This is a genomic window from Lactobacillus gallinarum, assembly GCF_002160635.1.
Classification (GTDB): Bacteria; Bacillota; Bacilli; order Lactobacillales; family Lactobacillaceae; genus Lactobacillus; species Lactobacillus gallinarum.
Genome location: NZ_NFKZ01000007.1, coordinates 44,044 through 63,676, shown reverse-complemented (window position 1 = coordinate 63,676; position 19,633 = coordinate 44,044). Strand labels below are relative to the sequence as shown.

At 35.8% G+C, this 19,633-nt stretch carries 16 protein-coding genes; 1 reads left to right on the top strand and 15 read right to left on the bottom strand.

Going from position 1 to position 19,633, the window contains the following annotated elements; translation table 11 throughout:
- The 15 genes from coaE to B5E95_RS04300 form a co-directional block, all read right to left on the bottom strand.
- Positions 1-603 carry a dephospho-CoA kinase gene (gene coaE, locus B5E95_RS04370; protein WP_087235662.1) on the bottom strand — a complete coding sequence of 201 codons (603 nt, stop codon included), beginning with the start codon at positions 601-603 and terminating at the stop codon, positions 1-3.
- Entirely contained in the window at positions 600-1,430 is an 831-nt protein-coding gene (gene mutM / locus B5E95_RS04365; RefSeq protein ID WP_087235661.1) for a DNA-formamidopyrimidine glycosylase, read from the bottom strand. Before mutM ends, coaE begins: the two co-directional genes overlap by 4 nt.
- A gap of 8 nt (positions 1,431-1,438) precedes the next feature.
- The gene (polA, locus tag B5E95_RS04360) at positions 1,439-4,102 is read right to left on the bottom strand and encodes a DNA polymerase I (RefSeq protein WP_087235660.1); all 2,664 of its coding nucleotides are present in this window, start codon (positions 4,100-4,102) and stop codon (positions 1,439-1,441) included.
- 299 nt (positions 4,103-4,401) lie between these two features.
- A complete protein-coding gene (locus B5E95_RS04355) occupies positions 4,402-5,373 on the bottom strand; it encodes a hypothetical protein (RefSeq protein WP_087235659.1) in 972 nt (323 codons plus the stop codon).
- Positions 5,374-5,392: 19 nt separating this feature from the next.
- Entirely contained in the window at positions 5,393-5,851 is a 459-nt protein-coding gene (locus tag B5E95_RS04350; RefSeq protein ID WP_089145236.1) for a hypothetical protein, read from the bottom strand.
- A gap of 216 nt (positions 5,852-6,067) precedes the next feature.
- Entirely contained in the window at positions 6,068-6,706 is a 639-nt protein-coding gene (locus B5E95_RS04345) for an SLAP domain-containing protein (protein ID WP_087235657.1), read from the bottom strand.
- Positions 6,707-6,982: 276 nt separating this feature from the next.
- Positions 6,983-7,411 carry a hypothetical protein gene (locus tag B5E95_RS10885; protein WP_229265619.1) on the bottom strand — a complete coding sequence of 143 codons (429 nt, stop codon included), beginning with the start codon at positions 7,409-7,411 and terminating at the stop codon, positions 6,983-6,985.
- A 27-nt stretch (positions 7,412-7,438) separates the two neighbouring features.
- Entirely contained in the window at positions 7,439-7,885 is a 447-nt protein-coding gene (locus tag B5E95_RS04335) for a hypothetical protein (RefSeq protein ID WP_046434068.1), read from the bottom strand.
- A gap of 73 nt (positions 7,886-7,958) precedes the next feature.
- Positions 7,959-9,449, bottom strand: a complete 1,491-nt coding sequence (locus B5E95_RS10625; RefSeq protein WP_087301072.1) for a restriction endonuclease subunit S — start codon at positions 9,447-9,449, stop codon at positions 7,959-7,961.
- Entirely contained in the window at positions 9,449-10,927 is a 1,479-nt protein-coding gene (locus B5E95_RS04325) for a class I SAM-dependent DNA methyltransferase (protein WP_087235656.1), read from the bottom strand. The genes B5E95_RS10625 and B5E95_RS04325 overlap by 1 nt, the downstream gene beginning before the upstream one ends.
- Positions 10,928-10,940: 13 nt before the next feature.
- Complete coding sequence (hsdR, locus tag B5E95_RS04320; protein ID WP_087235655.1) at positions 10,941-13,244, bottom strand: EcoAI/FtnUII family type I restriction enzme subunit R; 2,304 nt, start codon at positions 13,242-13,244, stop codon at positions 10,941-10,943.
- A 326-nt stretch (positions 13,245-13,570) separates the two neighbouring features.
- Positions 13,571-15,214, bottom strand: a complete 1,644-nt coding sequence (gene purD, locus B5E95_RS04315) for a phosphoribosylamine--glycine ligase (RefSeq protein ID WP_087235654.1) — start codon at positions 15,212-15,214, stop codon at positions 13,571-13,573.
- A gap of 140 nt (positions 15,215-15,354) precedes the next feature.
- Positions 15,355-16,236 (bottom strand): SPFH domain-containing protein, encoded by an 882-nt coding sequence (locus B5E95_RS04310; protein WP_013438451.1) that lies wholly within the window; start codon positions 16,234-16,236, stop codon positions 15,355-15,357.
- A gap of 17 nt (positions 16,237-16,253) precedes the next feature.
- A complete protein-coding gene (locus B5E95_RS04305) occupies positions 16,254-16,568 on the bottom strand; it encodes a type II toxin-antitoxin system RelB/DinJ family antitoxin (RefSeq protein WP_087235653.1) in 315 nt (104 codons plus the stop codon).
- A gap of 404 nt (positions 16,569-16,972) precedes the next feature.
- The gene (locus B5E95_RS04300; RefSeq protein ID WP_025005297.1) at positions 16,973-17,950 is read right to left on the bottom strand and encodes a class III bacteriocin; all 978 of its coding nucleotides are present in this window, start codon (positions 17,948-17,950) and stop codon (positions 16,973-16,975) included.
- Between the two features lie 133 nt (positions 17,951-18,083).
- Between B5E95_RS04300 and B5E95_RS04295 the strand changes: the two genes are divergently transcribed.
- On the top strand, positions 18,084-19,598 hold the full coding sequence (locus B5E95_RS04295; protein ID WP_087235652.1) for a M1 family metallopeptidase: 1,515 nt from the start codon (positions 18,084-18,086) through the stop codon (positions 19,596-19,598).
- Positions 19,599-19,633 lie beyond the last annotated feature (35 nt).

Genomic DNA, 19,633 nt, shown 5'->3' with positions numbered 1-19,633 from the left:
CTATCCCTCTTCTTTGATCTTAATTAATATCTGTTCTAGTTTATTTTCTAATTCTTTTATTGTACCAGTATTTGCCACTACAAAATCGGCCATTTTTTCTTTTTCAGCTAATGGCATCTGACTATTAATCCGCATTCTTGCTTCCTCGTCAGATAGATTATTACGCTTTTTTAAACGTTCAATCTGTAATTGCTCAGGAAGGGTAATCACTAAAACTCCATTAGCTACATGTTTTTTATCCAATCCCGCTTCAAAATACACTGGTGCATCTAAAATAACAAGAGCAAAATTCTGATATTCTTTTATCTTTGCTACTGTTTTATCGAAAATTAACGGATGCGTCAACTGATTTAATTCAGACAAGGCTCTTTTATTACTAAAAACTAATTGCCCTAATTTTTTACGATTTATTGTTTGGTCTGAATTTAAATATTCTACCCCAAAATGATCTTTAATCGCTTGCCAAGATGCATTGCCGGGTTTCATCAGTTCGTGGGCAATTTGATCACAGTCAATAATCGGAATGTTTTTCTTTTTAAAAAAATCATCAGCAGTACTTTTACCGGTGGCAATTCCACCTGTTAATGCTAAGACATAACTCATTTATAAATCACCTGACAATGAGGACAAAAAGTGGTTCCCCGACCATTAACCTTAATTTTTTCAAATTTAGTACCACAAACTGGGCAGGGCTCACCTACATGACCGTAAACTTGCAATTTACTTTGAAAGCCACCAACTTGTCCATTCGCATTCAAAAAGGAATGAACTGTAGTACCTTGCAGCTTAATTGCTTCGGCAATAATTTTATTAATCTGATCATGTAATTCAGATACTTTTTCCACAGGAATTTTATTGGCCTGACTTAAAGGATGAATCTTGGTTCGCCAAAGAACCTCATCAACATAAATATTACCTAGACCAGCTACTACTGATTGATCAAGCAAAGTGTTTTTGATATTTTTCTTCTTACGCTTTAAGCCATTAATTAAATATTCTGAAGTAAATTTAGAACTATTTGGTTCTACTCCAAGCTTACCAATCCCTGTAGTTTGTCTTTCGGTGCCAGTTAAAATTAGCTGCATCCGCCCAAATTTGCGCACATCATTATACCGCAACGCTGTTCCATCAGTAAAAACAAACTCAACGTGATCGTGTTTATCCTTAGGCGTTTCCGGCGCAGTTAAATGATACTTTCCTTCCATTCGCAAATGAGAAACAATCGTTAAATTATCACTCAAGCGAATAAGCAAATACTTGGCGTAGCGATCAATATCGATAATCTTTTTACCAGGCAATTCAGATAAAAATTTTTCATGATCAGTCGCCACAATTTTTGGATACCACAAAATCACTTTTTTAATAGTTTTTCCCTTAACTAAAGGAAGCAGCGTTCTTCGAACTGTTTCAACTTCAGGCATTTCAGGCATTTTATCACCTACTTTGCATCATACCAATTGTGTCCCCAGCCAGAATCAGCAATTAGTGGCACATCAAGCTTAACAGCTGATTGCATTACTTCAGGCACAATCTTTTTAATTGTTTCTAGCTCATCTTTTGGTACATCAAAAATCAATTCATCGTGTACCTGCACTACCATTTTAGTCTTCAAATGTAGTTCATCTAACTTCTTTTGCATGTTAATCATTGCAATTTTAATAATATCGGCAGCTGAACCTTGAATTGGTGAATTAATAGCAGTTCTTTCAGCAAAGGCACGAACGGTGTACTTCTTAGCGTGAATATCTGGCAAGTATCTGCGACGGTGCATGATTGTTTCGGCATAGCCCTTGTCACGCGCTTCTTGTACTGCTTTATTCATGTAATCCTTGATTTGAGGATATTGTTCGAAGTAGTTGTCGATAAATTCTTGAGCACGTTTTCTAGAAATGCCTAAGTTCTTGGACAAACCGTAATCGGAAATACCATAAACGATACCGAAGTTAACAGCCTTAGCGTGACGACGCATCAGTGGCGTTACTTCATCTGGAGAATCTAAATGGAAGATCTTCATCGCAGTATGGGAGTGAATATCATAACCGGTCTTGAAGGCTTCTTGCATGTTTTGATCGCCCGAAACGTGAGCTAAAACACGAAGTTCAACTTGTGAGTAGTCGCAAGAGAAAATGTAGCCGTCTGGTTCACTTGGCACGAAAGCTTTTCTGATTTGCTTTCCTTCTTCGGTGCGGGTAGGGATATTTTGCAAGTTAGGATCCACACTAGAAAGTCGACCAGTCGCAGTCAAGGTTTGCAAGTAACGCGTGTGAACACGGCCATCTGGTTGGATAACGTCAAGCAGACCCTTTACATAGGTAGATTGAATCTTGGCAATTTGACGGTAATCCAAAATTTCACTAACGATTGGACTTTGCGTCTTTAATTGATCCAAAACTTCAACTGAAGTTGAGTAACCAGTCTTGGTCTTCTTGATGACTGGCAAACCAAGCTTTTCAAACAAAATGTGACCTAATTGCTTAGGTGAATTCAAATTGAACTTTTCACCAGCTTGGTCATAAATCTTGTCTTCGAGTTCCTTCAATTTAACGGCAAATTCATTTTGCAGTTGAATTAAAGTACTTGCTTCGACCTTCATCCCGTTCATTTCCATTCTGGCTAAAACGCGCGCGGTTGGGATTTCGATTGTGTCAAACAAAGCATCCTGTTCGTGTTCTTTAAGCTTTTTAAGAAGCTCCGGCTTAAGTTTTTCAATGGCGTTGACCTTGGAAGCTAAGTGGTTGAATAATTCATCATCGTCATCAGGGATGTGTTCACTCTTACCTTTGCCGTAGACTTCAAGGTCGGTCTTAACGGAATAATCCCCATAAAGATGGGCAATTTCACCAAGATCGTTGGAGTTATTTTCATTATTAATCAAGTAAGATGCCAAAAGCATGTCGTAATCAAGACCGTGAGTGTGAATGCCCAAACGATGTGCAGCAACCATTGTTCTCTTCAGGTCAAAAACATTCTTCTTAATCTTTTCGTCTTCTAAGATGTGCTTGATATTATCTTCTTCAAGCAATTCAACGTCTCTTGAAACGTAGATCTTGTCGTTAATCTTCAAGCTAAAGCCAACAAAAGGAGCTAAGTGATAGTTAGCACCGAGCATTTCTAAGTAAAACTCAATGGTGTCATCTTCAGTAGCCTTAACATCCTTAACGTTGTCGTCGTTTAAAACAATGTATTCTACTTTTTCAACTTCAGTACTATCTTGACCAGCACCTGAAGCATTTAAATCAGCTAAGAACTTGCGGAAGTTCATCTTTTCGTAGAATTGACGCAGCTTTTCATAATCAACTGGCTGACGTTTTATATCATCGATATCTAGAGTTACCGGTGAATCACGGTCAATAGTGGCAAGCTTTTTAGCTAAAAAAGCCTTGTCTTTGTCACGAATCAAACGCTCTTTACGCTTAGATTTCTTCATTTCATCAATATGATCGTAAAGATTTTCTACTGAACCATATTCTTGAATTAAATTAGAAGCTGTCTTAGGACCAATACCTTCGACACCTGGGTAGTTATCAGAGTTATCACCCATTAAGGCCTTCATGTCGATGAATTCGGTTGGAGTAACACCATTAACTTCCTTCATATGTTCAGGCGTGTAGGCTTCAAGTTGAGAAACACCAGATTTAGTTACTTCGACAGTCGTCTTGTCGGACGCAAGTTGGGTCAAGTCGCGGTCACCAGTTACGATCGTGGTTGTGAACCCGGCCTTTTCACCCTTCGCAGCAAAAGTACCAATGATGTCGTCTGCTTCGTAATTCTTTAATTCATAAGTTTTAATGCCTAAATCATGCAGCATTTCTTGAATATAAGGCATTTGTTCGAGCAACTCTTCTGGAGTTTTCGCACGTCCGCCTTTATACTCTCCATACATTTTTGTTCTAAAAGTGACTTTTCCTGCATCAAAAGCTACCAATACGTGGGTTGGATCAACGTCTTTTAAAAGGACATCGAGCATGTTCTTAAAAGCGTAAATGGCATTAGTGTGCAGGCCGTCCGGACTCTTGAAAGATTCTAGTTGACGATAAAGAGCGTAAAAGGCTCTGAAAGCTACAGAGTTACCATCGATTAGAAGTAATTTTTTATCTGCCATTTTATTCCCCTTTTTTAATAAATTGTTCTCTATACTTACTTATCTATTTTACCAGTTTCAAGGGTAATCTTTTAATAGGAAGTTTAATCGAAAAGAAAAAAGCTCCACTTTTATGGAGCCTTTAAATATTAACCTTTCTGATTAGCCTACAATTAGCTTTAAAAGGAATACCAGAAAGCATATATTGATTTCAATCCACGCACTCATATAAATGCGACCATAATTTTAAAAATTGTTTTAACAACAATCTTAAAATTAGATTCTTAATTATTATATCAGATCAAATATAAACTTTTAGCTTAAAATTTAGTTGACGTTATAGTTCTATCAGAAATTTTACTAAAGTCTTTTTTTATTTTTAGCATTAAGTCTTTTCTTTTTTGATTATTCTCAGTGGCAAAACCCAATATAGATCTTTTCGTAATATCACGTAATAAACTTTTCACCTCAACTGAAAGCATCGTTTTATTTTCAATTAAGTATTTATACATATTTACTATATCGGATAATGCTTGATCACTTATTTCACTATTCTTCAACTCTCCCAGAATTATATCTAACTTAGGTAATTCATCATACAAAAAAGCATCTTCTAGTTTTTCACTATTTAAAATCTCACTTATAGTAATGAAAATTTTTATTTCGTTATTATATCCCTTCTTAAAACGTGAATCCTGTAGTAAATTCTTAACATTATAAGTCACATAATAAGATTGTTTATCTGTATTTCTAAATAATGTTCTTTTAATAGCCTTAAATCCGACCGTTAAGGCATCTATATTTTTTATTTCATCGGGATCAGTAACGATAATTGGTAAATTAAACTTAGTATATGAATTAGCTTTAAATACTCCATATTGTTCTAAAGGCACGTTAAGAATATTAAATGTTACTTTATTAATATAGTGAATTACACCAACACCAGGATGAGAAAATAAAAACGCTTTAGGATTAACAAATTCTAAAAAATTATATGTTTTTGGATCAAAAGCATATAAATCATAATAGGCAATATCATTAGGAGAAGAATTTATGATTTCTACAGAAACCAAGAAAACATTTCTGTATGCATGGATATAATTGCCATTTTTATCTATGATTTCTGTTGATAAATCCATAGTTCTATCAATTCCTGGACTAAATTTAACTTCAAGAGTAGTCCTATTTCTATGTAGTGTAAGTAGAGACACGGCTAATGCGCTAATTGAGAAAATATTATGCAAAATCCATTGCCAAGCCGTATTCAAAAAACACACTAAATTATTTAACATTCAAAAAAGCCTTTATCAATTAGAAATCTATTCGTTTACCGTCAGATGATACCAATTTTACAAATTCTCTCGTATCTGCTGTTTCAGGAAAACTACCATGCGTGAATACTATTGTATTACTGTTAGGATCTTTATGTAAGAAATGTGCATCAGTTAAACCATAAATTTCATTAACTACCTTTAAGACTTGCTGTTCCGCTTTAGGAGTCCAATTCCATTTTCTTTTTCCGTTCTTATCTATTTCTACTGTTATTGTAGGAAATTTAGCTATTTTATTTTTCCAATCCAAACCAGCAACCGCAGCATTTAAGTCTGAAGTTACTTTACGAACATCTGCTCCAGATATATTATTACCTGAATAATCACGAAATTCTTTATAATAATTTGCTTTTTCCACAGCAGAATCATATATTTTTTTCTTGGCATAAGATGACATCTGATAACCGGCCCTTCGTGCCATTATAATTGCATCAGACAATGCATTGTAATCTGCTTGAGTAGGTAAATCTACCTTATTTGGCTTATCACTATTCTTAGTATCACCTGACTTAGATGGAGTCTTTGAATCAGACTTAGATTGATCCTTCTTATCGGAATCTTTCTTGCCTGTATCTGGCTTACTTTGATCTTTCTTATCAGTAGTTGAACTACCTGAAGTTGATTTATTTGTAGTTGAGTTACCCTTATTAGTACTTTATGTGCTACTTGAATTACTTTGGTTAGAACTACTATTAGAACCATTATTCGTAGTTGAGTTACTACTATTAGAATTAATTTGCTTGGTAGTACTTGAGGTATTGCTTGAAGCATTGTGGTGCGTATGGTTCAAAGAATCTGAACCCGTTGGGCCATTATAAGATAAAAGTACATTGCTTGAGCGTACGAATTGACCATTACCAATTTGAACATACTTTTTGCCATGAATTCGAATTGGATTACCATAACAAGTTACGCTATGGCCCTTGCGTAATTTTGTACCTTTAATACGTTGGCCTTTTGCATTATAAACGTAAGAATTGTGTAAAAGTTGTGTCTCATAGCCATCGCCCAATACATTGCGTGATCTGCGTTTAGCAAAGTTAGAAGCATTAATATAAACATTGCCACTAATAATGTTGTATTTCTTGCCTTTCAATTTAATTGAGCCAATGACTTTAACCTTACTGCCCTTTTTGTAGAGCTTAGCATTGGCACTTTTACCATTATATGTATAAGCGTAAGCATTATGAGTCAATCTTTGATATCCGGTAGCAGCATTAACGAATTGTCCGCCAAAGCCAAATAAACTTGCAGCTAATAATGCAGCTGCAGAACATTTCACTAATTTATTCATTGTTATCCTTCCTTACTAATTCATATCATTCTGTATACGCAAAAAAGGACGATTTCCACTAAGGAATCGCCTTTTTTATTGTAAATATATTTATTTGTAATTCTCTTGAGTTAGATAAAAAATTGACGTCGTGAAGACTTTAAGCCATTGTTTGTTGTATTTACATTTCTCACGAGTTAAATGAAGATTTTAAACAAAACATTTGTTTTCTACTCATAAAATTATATCAAAAGATATCAACTAAGAATAGTAGTTTCAAGTAGAAATTTATCAATCTTATTTTTGATGTTTTTTATTAAAGTCTCTAATAAATTGTTTCAACTCATCATCAGGTTTAAACTCACAACGCTTTATCTCACTACTAAACAAAAATTCATTAAATGGTGGAAGGCCCCAACGTGGATTGCTGTATAAGATTGCTTCAATCTTAGCAACAATGCCTATCGGTATAAATATGGTAACCATATTACTGCTTCTTAGATGTCCTGTTTTATAATCCGTGTCATACCACATTAAAGTTAGGCTGTTTCCTTCTCCAGTATGATAAGGCTCATCTGCAAAGCCTTCGTAGACTTTACCATCATTCGTAGTAATTCTAGCTTTTTGACCTAGAATACTATATTTGTGTTGTGTAATTTCATCTGAATCTATAAATCGAGATTCGACTACTTTGCCACTTAATCTATATCTAGTGAATATCGGCATGGTACTATTCCTGTTTCTATATTTAAATTAATAATTACCATAGCGTTTTGCAGTAGCTCTTGAACGATAGAAATAAATGTATCCTCCGCCTTGTTGGAAATATAGTGCTTTATAATGATGACGACTTACTACACGGAAAGTTGTATCACTACCACCCTTTGCAAAAAGAATGATCATTGACTTTCCTTTATAACGAACAAGATTATGTTTGCTTACTCCTTCAGTGACATCTTTATAGCCACCATGATAAAAATTAGTGTAAGTCTTACCCACTACATTCCCACCTACAGAATTAGCAGTAATCTTCATTTTGTCATGCTTATTGGCATACCATGTTTCTCGAAATCTATTAGGAATATATGTTCTTTTTAGTGAACTAGCTTGTACAGTTTGACTTTCTAGTGAAGTTTTACCGTTAGAAAATGATAATCTAACTGAGAATAATAATAAAAAAATCAAACTGACAAAATACAATTAAATTTATTTTTCTTCATTGTTTACCTCACCAAATACTTGATAAATTTAGTTAACATTGAATCGTACTGCTTTACTTAGATATTTTATTTATCGAAGTCATAAGTTCTTCAATTTTTGTAACAATACGTTTTTGTTCCTCTAATGGTGGTACAGGTAAAAGCATATTCCTTACATGATTTAACTTTAAATTAGACTGACCGGATCCACTACCTTTATGTGAAACCGTATAATGGAACCACGGAGAATTGATAAAATAGAATACTAGCTTAGTCATTGATTGATCTATCAACTTTAATTTCAATACTCGTTGGTTTAGTAAAGCTGGTTCATCTAAATTGTAAATTGCTGTCTTCCCTAATGGTTCAGGATTTTGGGATTGAGAAGAAAGGCACATCAATAAATCACCTTTATTAATTTGACTCCTCAACATCCTATCATTCGGTTGCTCAACATAATCATTATTGTCTTTTATTACCACATTTAGAGTCATAATATTCTGACTTTTAATTACCGGCAGTCCCCTTTTTATTTTGGTTAATTGAGATGATTTATAAGCATAGCCATTTTGATAAATGGTTATATTTCCTAATCTCACCCATTCCCAACTATCAGGAATATCAAATGGCTTTTCATCATCAGTAATTGCAGGTAATTTCTTGCTTTTCTTAATCTTGCCTTCTTTGATTAATTCAGCTTTTTCATTTTCAATCTTCTTGATTAATTCACTAGCTGGTTCATCACTAGGATTTTGTTTAACCAGCTTACCTTCCATGGCATACTGCAAGACAGATTGCTTTAATTTATCTTCAAATTCATTATCGATCTTCTGAAGACGATTATATGATTCAGCATATTCATCCACCAAAGGCATTAATTTTTCAATTTTGGCTACAATACGTTTTTGTTCTTCTAATGGTGGGAGTGGTATTACCATTTTTGCTAAAAAAGTTGTACCTACACGCGGCATTTTCATACCGTACATAGAATCATTAACAAGATCAACGAAATATGGTGAAAGCATAACATATCTTAAATACTGTGGAATCAAAGTATTAATATCAACTACATTAATTGGAAACATTTCAGTAGTTGTAAATCCATCCGCTTTAGCAACTTCAACTTTTCGAAGATAAGGTCGCAATTTTCCATACAAGACTGCATTTTTAGAAAAAGAGTATTTATTGCTTTTATAAATATCAGTAGACTTTTTTCTAACAATTGCTAAAAATCCTCCACCATCTTTACGAACATCCTTCATATCTACAACCCACGAATTATCAGGAATAGATGTCCCTTTTACAGAATCAAAATTTCCAAATGTGGTAATTTGCTTTAGTCTTCCGTACGTCCAATTTTTTGGAATATCAAATGGCTTTTCCTCATCAGTAATTGCAGACAATTTTCTACTTCTCTTAATTTTACCTTCTTCAATTAATTGATCTTTCTCATTTTCGATCTTCTTAAGCAATTCACTGGCAGGTTCATCATTAGGATCTTGCTTAACTAGCTTACCTTCCACTGCATATTGTAGAATTGAGGCTTTTAATTGTTCAGGAGTCATTAGTCATCCTCCTCAAGTAATTGCTTAATAATGGATAATTGTTTATCAATCTTCGCATTTAATTCTTTACGCTCTTTTTGATATTTATCCATCAATTCAAATGGTGGTAGAACTTCTTCAGTTTCTGTTGGAAAGCCACACAAATCAAAGTTGTAATTATTCTTAGCTAATTCTTCAGGAGTATAAGCCTTAGACTTGTAATTACCATCATCATCTTGAATTTCATGACGATCATTCCACCATTCACGTACAGGATCAAAATGTTCCAGTTTCATTGGACGAGTCTTAGAGAAGTGCTTATATCCTTTAGGCATGTCTAATCTATAGAACCAAGTTTCTTTAGTAGGACCTGTCTTATCAAAGAAAAGAATATTAGTTGCAATCGAGGTATATGGACTAAAAATACTACCTGGCAAACGAATAATTGTATGAAGGTTAAAGTCTTTAAGCATACGTTTCTTGATGTTAAGTTTTGCACCGTCGTTACCGAATAAGAAACCATCTGGCAAAATGACACCAACTTTACCATTATCTTTGATACGATACATGATCAATGCTAAAAACAAGTCAGCAGTTTCACTACTTTGCAAATCAGTAGGGAAATTTTGCTTAATAATAGGTAACTCTGATCCACCAAATGGAGGATTCATCATAATCAAGTCAAACTTATCCTTATCGGTGTATTCAGTAACTCGCTTTTCAAGTGAATTTCCATGAACAATATCTGGATTATCAACATCATGAAGAAGCAAGTTAGTTACAGCTAAAATATAAGGTTGGCCTTTTTTTTCAATACCGAAAACTGCCTTATTGTACAGTTCTCTATCTTCAACACTATGAACTTGTTTACTCAAAATATTTAAAGCACTAACAAGAAAGCCACCAGTACCACATGCTAAGTCGGCAATTCTTTGACCCAATTTTGGCTTTAAAGTTTCTGCGATAAAGTCGGTCAATGCACGAGGAGTATAGAATTCACCAGAACTACCAGCACTTTGAAGTTCTTTTAAGATGCTTTCATAGATATCACCAAACAAGTGACGATCTTTAGGATCAGTAAAGTCAACTTCATCAACCACATTAACTACTTGACGCAATAAAACACCATTCTTCATATAGTTGTTAGCATCAATAAAGGCATCTTTAACAATAGCCTTGCTAATAGGCGTTTCATCAGTTACAGTGATATTTTTTAATGCAGGCAATAATTTGTTGTTAACAAAATCTAGTAATTCATCACTAGTTAATGCCTTACCATCTTTATTATCGTGAGCCCATTCACGCCAGTGCATCCCTTCAGGAATAATTGACTCATAATTATCTTGGTCAATATCCCAAACAAGTTCACGGTCATCATAAACTTTCAAAAACAAGATCCAAGATAATTGTTCAATTCTCTGTGCATCACCATTGATACCTGGATCATTACGCATGATATCTCTTATTCTCTTAACAAACTGAGTAGTTGTACCTGCCATCTAATAAAACTCCCTAACTGTAGATTTTTTCTTTTACTTTCTTAATAGTATCTTCGTAGTTCTTTTTGCCGCCAAAGGACAAAATGATCTTAACAGCACCGCCATACTTTTCAAATTCAGGCAAACTTAATACCTTATTACTCTCCAAATCAGCAATTCCATCATCTTTATATTTTTCTAGCAGAGCATCAAGAATGTCTCTAGCAGCACCTTGGTATTTATCTAAAATACCTGATTTCTTAACATTCTTAATTCTTTCTGACTTAGTCAGTGGCTTTTGATTGTATGCGAGATGAATCATAAGGTCAAATGGATCCATATCTTTAATATTCTTTTGTTTGATAATTTCCTTGTACAAAATGCCATGCTTTTCCATCTCATCAAGCAACACTTGCTTCTTATCAGCCTTATTCCAAGCTTGAAGAAAATTATCCAATGTAGCATATTCACCAAGAATATTCTTCTTAGTGTAGTCAACCAGAGAAGTGGTGATTAGGTTACCATGTTCATCTAAGAATTGAGTTTCAGCATTTGAAACCTTTACATTACGACTTACTTCATATTTTTGCTTAGCAGAATCTGATACACCAGAATGATGAGATTTGTGAGAGCTTGTGCCTTTATTACCATCGATTATCTCAATTGGTTCACCATCAAATGCTGGATCAGCAAATAACCTTGATACTCCACGGAAGTCAATGATCGTAAAGTAGCTCTTGCCATGATCAGTATCTAATCGAGTACCACGACCAATAATTTGCTTAAATTCCGTCATGGAATTAATGTTTGAATCTAGCACAATTGTCTTACAAGTCTTTACGTTAACACCCGTAGTTAATAGCTTAGAAGTCGTAACTATTGTAGGAAACTTACTTGTAACATCTTCGAAATTATCCAATTGTGCTTTACCAGTATTATCATCACCGGTAATTCTCATAACATAGCGTGAATCTTGAGCAACTAAATCAGTGTTTTCATTCACGAAAGCCTGACGCATTCTTTCAGCATGCTCAATGTCTTCGCAAAAGACAATGGTCTTATCCCAGCGTCGATCATTTTCTTTCATATATTTACTTACATATTTAGCCACCATTTCGGTACGTTCATCGATGACTAGACTTTTATCAAAGTCACGTGTTGTATATAACTTCTTATCAAACTCGCGACCATGCTTATCTCTCTCACCTTTAAACGGGCGAAATCCGTTAATATCTACATTGAAGTTAACTCTGATAACTTTGTATGGTGCTAAGAAACCATCTTCAATCCCTTGTTTAAGTGAGTATGTATAAACTGGATCGCCAAAGTATTGAATATTCGAAGCTTCTTTATCATTCTTAGGTGTAGCAGTCATACCTAAATGAGTTACATTAGGGCCATCAAAGTAATCCAAGATCTTGCGCCATTGACTATCAGCCTTAGCAGAACCACGGTGAGCTTCGTCGATTACAACTAAATCAAAAAAGTCTGGTTTAAGTTGTCTAAATGGTTCATGACCCATATCTTCATCTCTCCCTGCTAATTGTTGGTAAAGAGCGAATTGAATTGGATATGAACTATCCATATGTCCATCTTGAACTTTAGTTATCTTGTCACTTAAAGGATTAAAGTCACCTATTCTTGCCTGATCAACCAAGATATTACGGTCAGCTAAATAAAGGACTCTATGCTTAATCCCAGCTTTTAACAAACGATAGACAATTTGAAAAGCAGTGTAAGTTTTACCCGTACCAGTAGCCATAACCAATAAGGCGCGACGATCACCATTAGCTATTTTTTCTACTACACGGTTAATAGCATTTTGTTGGTAATAACGTGGTGAATATGTATCTCTGGATGAATAATATGGCTCATTAATTGCTTTTATTTCTTTGTCAGATAGTTTCTTTTCTTTGACATATCTCTTCCAAAGCTCTTCTTTAGTTGGAAATTCATCAAGAGCTAAAGTTCTTTCTTTGCCTGTTAACATGTCATGCTCAACAAATGCATCCCCATTGGAAGAATAAGCAAATGGAACTTGTAAATCTCTGGCATATCCCATACCTTGCTGCAACCCTGCACTTGGTAATGCATGCTTCTTTCTATCCTTGGCTTCAATCACTGCGATTGGATAATTAGGCTTGTATAAGAGTAAGTAGTCTACTTTCTTACCATTTCCACGGTTGGCTACATCATCTACAACATTGATTTGACCATCCGTGTAGTAATATTCCATCAAAGAATCTTTTTTCTTCCAACCTGCTGTTTCAAAAATAGCAGGTGAAATATATCTGTTCTTGATATCCTCCTCCGTTAAATTCATTTTTTCAGGATCCATATCATTCACCTCATTTAGTTAGGATTTGATTCATCAAAAATCACTTTTAGTTCTATTATCGTAGAAAAAGCGCTACAACTCAATATTCCTGCTACTGAAAAAGCCCTTAGTTTTCACAACTAAGAGCTTTTTAATTATCTTCAAAGCCTCCACTTACGTGGAGAACACTAATTACTCGTTCTTCTATTAAAAGTCGCTTCAGGATCACCTCCACTTACGTGGAGAAAATTTTATCATCAATCCTATCAGTGCAACCAAATGTTCGTATTAATTATACCAATTTAAGCCAAACTAAAAAAGCCCCAACTGGGACTTTCTTTAAACATCTAATCTCTCAAAGCACGATTGCCAATATCATGGCGGTAGAAGCAATCTGGCAGATCAAGCTTACTCAAATAAGAATACACATTATCCTGCGCCTGGACTAAATTGTCGGCTTCAGAAATCACCATGAGCAGGCGGCCGCCATCACCTATCAGATTATCCAAATCGCCTTTCACGTTGGCATAATCAATATAAGTATTAGTGCCGTGAGGCAACTTGCCGATCTTCACGTTAGGTGCCGGATGCGTTGGATAGCCTTTGCTGCAGACAACCACGCCTAAGATAGAGCTATCGTTTTCTTCAATTTCAGGCAGCTTTTCATGATTTACCGCTGCGTCGATCACTTGCGCAAAATCATTTTTAACTCGTGGCAAGACCACTTGAATTTCAGGGTCACCCAAGCAAACGTTATATTCAATGACCTTTGGACCATTCTCCGTCATCATTAAACCGATGTACAAAATACCGCAATAATGGTAGTTTCCTTGAACCAATCCATTCATCGTTGGCTTCACGATCTCGTCGATCATTCTTTGACGATCTTCTTTTTTCAGTTGTGGCAAAGGAGAATATGATCCCATACCGCCGGTATTTGGGCCCTTGTCGCCATCGCCAACTCGCTTATGGTCTTGCGCCATTGGCAAAATGGTGAACTGATCTTCAGAAACAACCACGAACATTGAATATTCAGGACCAACTAAGCATTCTTCAAGGACGACAGCAGTTTGGCCACCAGCAAACATTTCTCTGATCGTTTCTTCAGCGACGTCTTGGTTCTGAGCAATGGTTACACCTTTACCACCAGCTAAACCATCTTCTTTGATCACCAATGGATAATCGAAGTTCTTCAAACCTTCAATACAAGTTTCAGCACTGGCATAAGTTTCATGGCGAGCAGTTGGAACATCATATTTGTTCATAAAGCGCAGAGCGTAATCCTTTGAGCCTTCTAGTTGGGCTGCTCTTTGGTTAGGACCAAAAATCTTTTGCCCAGCTTCATTAAACTTGTCAGTAATGCCAACACAAAGGGCATTTTCTGGACCAACAAATGTCCAATCAACCTTTTTATTTTTACCACCATCACGTGCAATAAACTCACGGATCAATTCAGTACTATCACCCGAACCATAGCCACCTTCAGAAAGGAATGGCGCAATCTCCTTGTTAGAAAACTCGCCACCATATTCAAGTAGGAATGCCTTCATTGGCTGACTCAAAGTCATTGCCCGAGTTTGATAGCCTAAGTAAATTGTGTCATATTGACTCAAATCAGGTAACTGCATCTCAAGCTCTGGTGGATCATTCTGAATTCTTTCACGGTTAGTATGACTGAGCGTTTTACGGTAATTTGCTGGATAAGGATTTCTTAAAGTAATTTCTAAAATATCAGCACCGGTTTCACGCGCAATTTTACTTGCGAGCAACTTAGTTGAACCGGAACGTGACCAAAAGATAATAATGCTTTTGGCATCTTTAGTTAATTTTCTAACTGGTTGACCATCACGATTAGTATCTTGACCATCGGATGGAGTGCCATAACCATTCTCCCAATCATAGCCATGTCTTTCTAATTGATTTGCGCGAATATCTTCACCATTAATTTGTCCAACAACTGAACCTAAATCTGAATAAGTACGACCAAACATAATTTTCTTTCCCCTCTTGTTCTCAATTGTTACTACAAGTATAAGGCGAGCAAGAGAGTGTGAAAATTACTTAATGTTGATGCTGGTATACGTTAAAAGTATAAAAAAGCTCAATCCTCATTTGAGAATTGAGCTAATTTTTATTCATCTTTCTTATCGTCGCTTGCATCCCACACCTTTTTCAAAGCGGGAACCTTACCCAAGTCAGTCATTTCATCCTTGCCAACCACGATTAAGTTGTTAGGACCTTGAGCTAATTGGTTAAAGCTGTCTAAACTCTGGTTTCTGAAGTATCCTTCGCCGGCCTTTGACAAAGCTTCTTGCATCTTTTGTACACGATAAGCATCGGCATCAGCCTGCGTCTTAACAGCTTCAGCGTTGGCCTTAGCAGTAGCAACCAAAGCATCGTTCTTAGCCTTAGTGGTCATTTCAATGGTACGAGCTTCACCTTCGGCCTTAGCAATTGCGGCAGTCTTTTCACGGTCGGCAGTAAGTTGTTTGTCCATGGCACGTTGAATTTCAGCACTTGGTAAAAGTTCATCAACGTTGACACGAACGACCTTGATACCGTAGATATCAGTCAAGTCACCAGTTGCAGTGAAAAGTTGATCGTTAATTTCCTTAGTTGAGCCAAGGGCTGCGTTCAAATCCATACGACCAATAATGTCACGCAAGTGACCACGGATTAATTGCACCATTGATTCAACTGAGTCGGTGTTGTTGTAGAAGTAACGGTATGAATCAGTGACCAAGTAGTTCAAAGTTAAACTAGTAGAAATTTCAGCGTTATCTTTGGTAATGATTGAGTACTTAGAAATTTCAAGTGGTTGAAGTGCTAATGGAACTTTGCGAATTCTTTGGAAAAGTGGCCAGACAAAGATAAATCCAGCTTTTACTGTCTTAGAATACTTACCCAAGGTTTCAACCAGACCTTCATTATTTTGTGGAACGATTCTAAAACCACAACAAACATACACAATAACTAAAACAACAATAATGCCAATAATAATTCTTGCTATCATAATTTTTACCTCAAAACTTAGTTATCTTTCTTTTCATTCTTTTCCGCATCAAGCCTCTTGGCGACATCTCCAAGCAAATCTTCCCTTCCGGTCAATGTGTTCAGGCGCTCGTCAAGCAGTTTGGCGTATTCATATTTATTCATTTGATCCAAATTATCCCATGCATTTGGAATCTCTACTCTGAAAGGAATACCATTATGAAGAATAATCTGATCATAGAACATGTTAATTGCCGTAGCTGAATTTAACCCCAGCTTTTTCAGAATAACTTCTGCCTTTTCCTTCTTTTCTGGATTCATTCTGACATAAAGTCCTGTTGTTTTTTCTGCCATAATTTTTACTCCTTTCTGAATTTGATACTATTATATATCGTTCGCATATAAATTGCATATATTTTTGCAAAATATTTCATTTTGAATTAATCGATCTTAATAGCTAAAAATAGGTTTGGTTTTCAGAGTATACTTATATTTGTAGAAAGTGAAAATGAAGGAAACAACAATGAAAACTAACAGAAATTCAAAGATTAAGAAAAATAAGTCTAACTTTTGGGATATTCTTCCTCAAATCAATAACAAAGAAAAAAGACAAGAATTGAAGAGTTAGGTTATAATCCTTCCGAACAACGTGCTGTTGGTAAAGAAAGAATTACTGATTAATATGAATAAAAAGTGCTGATAGTCTTCATAAGCAAAGACACATCAGCACTTTTTTACTTGGTTAAATTTTTATTATTCTACAAATCAGTAATATGGAAAATTTGGTTTTCCAAAGTTCTTAACTTATATTCTCCACCCTTAATGTACTTTTGGTGGTAAGCCACAGTTAAGTAAATATCATTTGCGGCATTAACATGGATACTTTCCATTTCACTGTAACGATCTGGTAAATCAATACCATCAACCATAGCTACTTGCCAGTTATCACTGTTTGTTTCACCCCATGGGAACTTAACAATCTTACGTGACCAAGTAGTTACTTCACCAGTTTCATGGTTAATCTTTGGTGACAATTGGTTAGAAATATAGATATTCTTGTCATCATCAATAGCATAGCCTTGAACTGAATCAATCATTTGTGGCATTTCTTCATCTGGAGCAACACTTGGATTATCGAAGTTGTAGATGTGGAAAGCACTCAAGCAATGTAAATCAGTGATTGGCGTGTTCTTAGTGCCATTTTCATTCAACTTTTGGTTTACTTCATTTAAGTCAAACAAACCAAAGTGACCTGAACCATCATCCCAAATTGAAGCAATCATGAAGTACTTGCCATTTGGTGAAACTGAAGCTTCTACTCTGTGCAAGTGATCATGACCATCATAAGGAACGTCGGTTACGTGATTCAAGTGTGACAAACGTGGAAGTTGTGTATTTGAAGTATATCTTTCTGGTAAAAGTCTTGGGTACTTTACTCGTGCAATTTGAGTAGTCCAGTTGCCTGAATTTGGTTTAGCACCTACGAAATATTCATCCTTATCATTAGCTGGTACCCAGGTTTGCGTGTGGCCAAAGCCCATCATTACTAAGTGTGGATCAGTATAATCGATGTTCTTGGTTAAACCTTCATGTTTTCTATAAACCAACACATCATGTGCACTGTGAAGAAGTTGCAAGGCAAAAACATGATCACCATTTACTACACCAACTTGCGCTACAACATGGTGCATCCCATTCAAGCGATAAACCAAATGAGGTGTAATACTTTTAACCATTCTTATTTATCTTCTTTCTTTATATCTATTCATTTTCACTTATACACAAATTATATCCTACCATCAAAAAATAGATTGACTTTATGCCGATAACTTCCAATAATTAGAGTAAATTTTTCTTGGAGGGAAAATTATGAAAAGAAGAACAACACTTTTATTGTCGAGTGCAGTAACCATTGCGGCATTATTTAGCTTCAACTCAAAAGTTCAAGCTACGGCTGATCCTACGATCAAGGCAACAAATTACAACATGATCGTGAAGTTGGACACTCGCAAGAATCAATTAACAGAAAAAGTTACTATGCACGTTGTTAATAACGGCAATGAACCTGTTAGAAATTTATTGGTTAGAAATATTGCTAGCGGCGTGTTGAAATACGACCACAAGCATTTTGAGGCTACAAGAAATGCGACAACTTCAGTTAAAAGCATTTCATCAGATGGTCAAAAGCTTTCTTACACTACCGGTAAAGACAAGAGCAATTTATTTGTTAACAAAAGTCTAAATATAGGTGAATCTACTGATTTAACTGTCAACGTAGTTACCGGCGTGCCTAAGAGACAAGATCGTTTTGGCTACCAAAATATCAACGGCGGTAAGGTTTATAACCTGTCATTCTGTTTCCCATACTTAAGCGATTATCGCAACGGTAAGTGGAATTATCACCCATACTACGATGCTGGTGAAAACCGCAACAGTGCTGTAAGCAACTTCCACGTTAGTTTTTTTGCACCTAAGAGCTACAAGGTTGCAGCTTCTGGTCAAAATGCCACTAAGAATGGTAAAACCACAATTGTTGCCAACAACATGCGTGAAGTCGCAATCGCAGCTTCCAACAAGTTCAAGGTTGATCACGCTTATGCAAACGACGTAAGAATCAACGACTACTACCTTGTAAGCAAAAACAGCAAGCAATACAACAAGCTAGCTTTAATGACTGCTCAAGACAGTTTCCACATTTTTACCAAAAAGATCGGCAAATATCCTTACAAAGAAATCGATATTACTGAAGGCTTGCTTGGCAAAGATACCGGTGGGATGGAATATCCTGGCTTGATCATGATCGATGCCAGCGGTTTTTTACAAAAGAAGCACCCACTTGATAGATATAATGAATTAACTGAAGATGTTTCTCACGAAGTTGGTCACCAATGGTTCTACGGCACTGTCGGCAGCGACGAATACATGGAACCTTGGCTTGACGAAGGTCTTACCAATCTCCTTGAAAATGGCGTTTACGATTTGAACTACACTAAGAGTAAGTCCTACTGTGCTAAACTGATGCACAGCAAGTTCTACACTCGTAAGAACGTCAAGCGTGCTAACAAGATCTTAAAAGAAAATGCCAACGCATTTATTAACAAAAATCAAAAGGCCAACTACATCAACTACCCTGTTAATAATCCACCAAAGGGCGTTGACACTGAAGACATGGCTTACGAACTTGGGATGGACTTCCCTGCTGTTTTAAAAGTAGCCATGGGTGAAAATAAGTTTTTTGATGCTTTACACGATTACTACCAAACTTACTACTTGAAGCAAGCAACCACGCAAGACTTCTTGAACATTATCCGCAAGTATGATAATTCAAAGAAAGTTAACAACGTGATCAATAAATTTATTGATCCTAAGTACTTAAGTGAATAAAATCAAATAACCCCGAAAACGTTTGAGTTTCGAGG

Coding starts and splice junctions, on each gene's coding strand:
- coaE (WP_087235662.1), bottom strand. CDS start 603: ATGAGTTATGTCTTAGCATTAACAGGTGGAATTGCCACCGGTAAAAGT.
- mutM (WP_087235661.1), bottom strand. CDS start 1,430: ATGCCTGAAATGCCTGAAGTTGAAACAGTTCGAAGAACGCTGCTTCCT.
- polA (WP_087235660.1), bottom strand. CDS start 4,102: ATGGCAGATAAAAAATTACTTCTAATCGATGGTAACTCTGTAGCTTTC.
- B5E95_RS04355 (WP_087235659.1), bottom strand. CDS start 5,373: ATGTTAAATAATTTAGTGTGTTTTTTGAATACGGCTTGGCAATGGATT.
- B5E95_RS04345 (WP_087235657.1), bottom strand. CDS start 6,706: ATGAATAAATTAGTGAAATGTTCTGCAGCTGCATTATTAGCTGCAAGT.
- B5E95_RS10885 (WP_229265619.1), bottom strand. CDS start 7,411: ATGCCGATATTCACTAGATATAGATTAAGTGGCAAAGTAGTCGAATCT.
- B5E95_RS10625 (WP_087301072.1), bottom strand. CDS start 9,449: ATGACTCCTGAACAATTAAAAGCCTCAATTCTACAATATGCAGTGGAA.
- B5E95_RS04325 (WP_087235656.1), bottom strand. CDS start 10,927: ATGGCAGGTACAACTACTCAGTTTGTTAAGAGAATAAGAGATATCATG.
- hsdR (WP_087235655.1), bottom strand. CDS start 13,244: ATGGATCCTGAAAAAATGAATTTAACGGAGGAGGATATCAAGAACAGA.
- purD (WP_087235654.1), bottom strand. CDS start 15,214: ATGTTTGGTCGTACTTATTCAGATTTAGGTTCAGTTGTTGGACAAATT.
- B5E95_RS04310 (WP_013438451.1), bottom strand. CDS start 16,236: ATGATAGCAAGAATTATTATTGGCATTATTGTTGTTTTAGTTATTGTG.
- B5E95_RS04305 (WP_087235653.1), bottom strand. CDS start 16,568: ATGGCAGAAAAAACAACAGGACTTTATGTCAGAATGAATCCAGAAAAG.
- B5E95_RS04300 (WP_025005297.1), bottom strand. CDS start 17,950: ATGGTTAAAAGTATTACACCTCATTTGGTTTATCGCTTGAATGGGATG.
- B5E95_RS04295 (WP_087235652.1), top strand. CDS start 18,084: ATGAAAAGAAGAACAACACTTTTATTGTCGAGTGCAGTAACCATTGCG.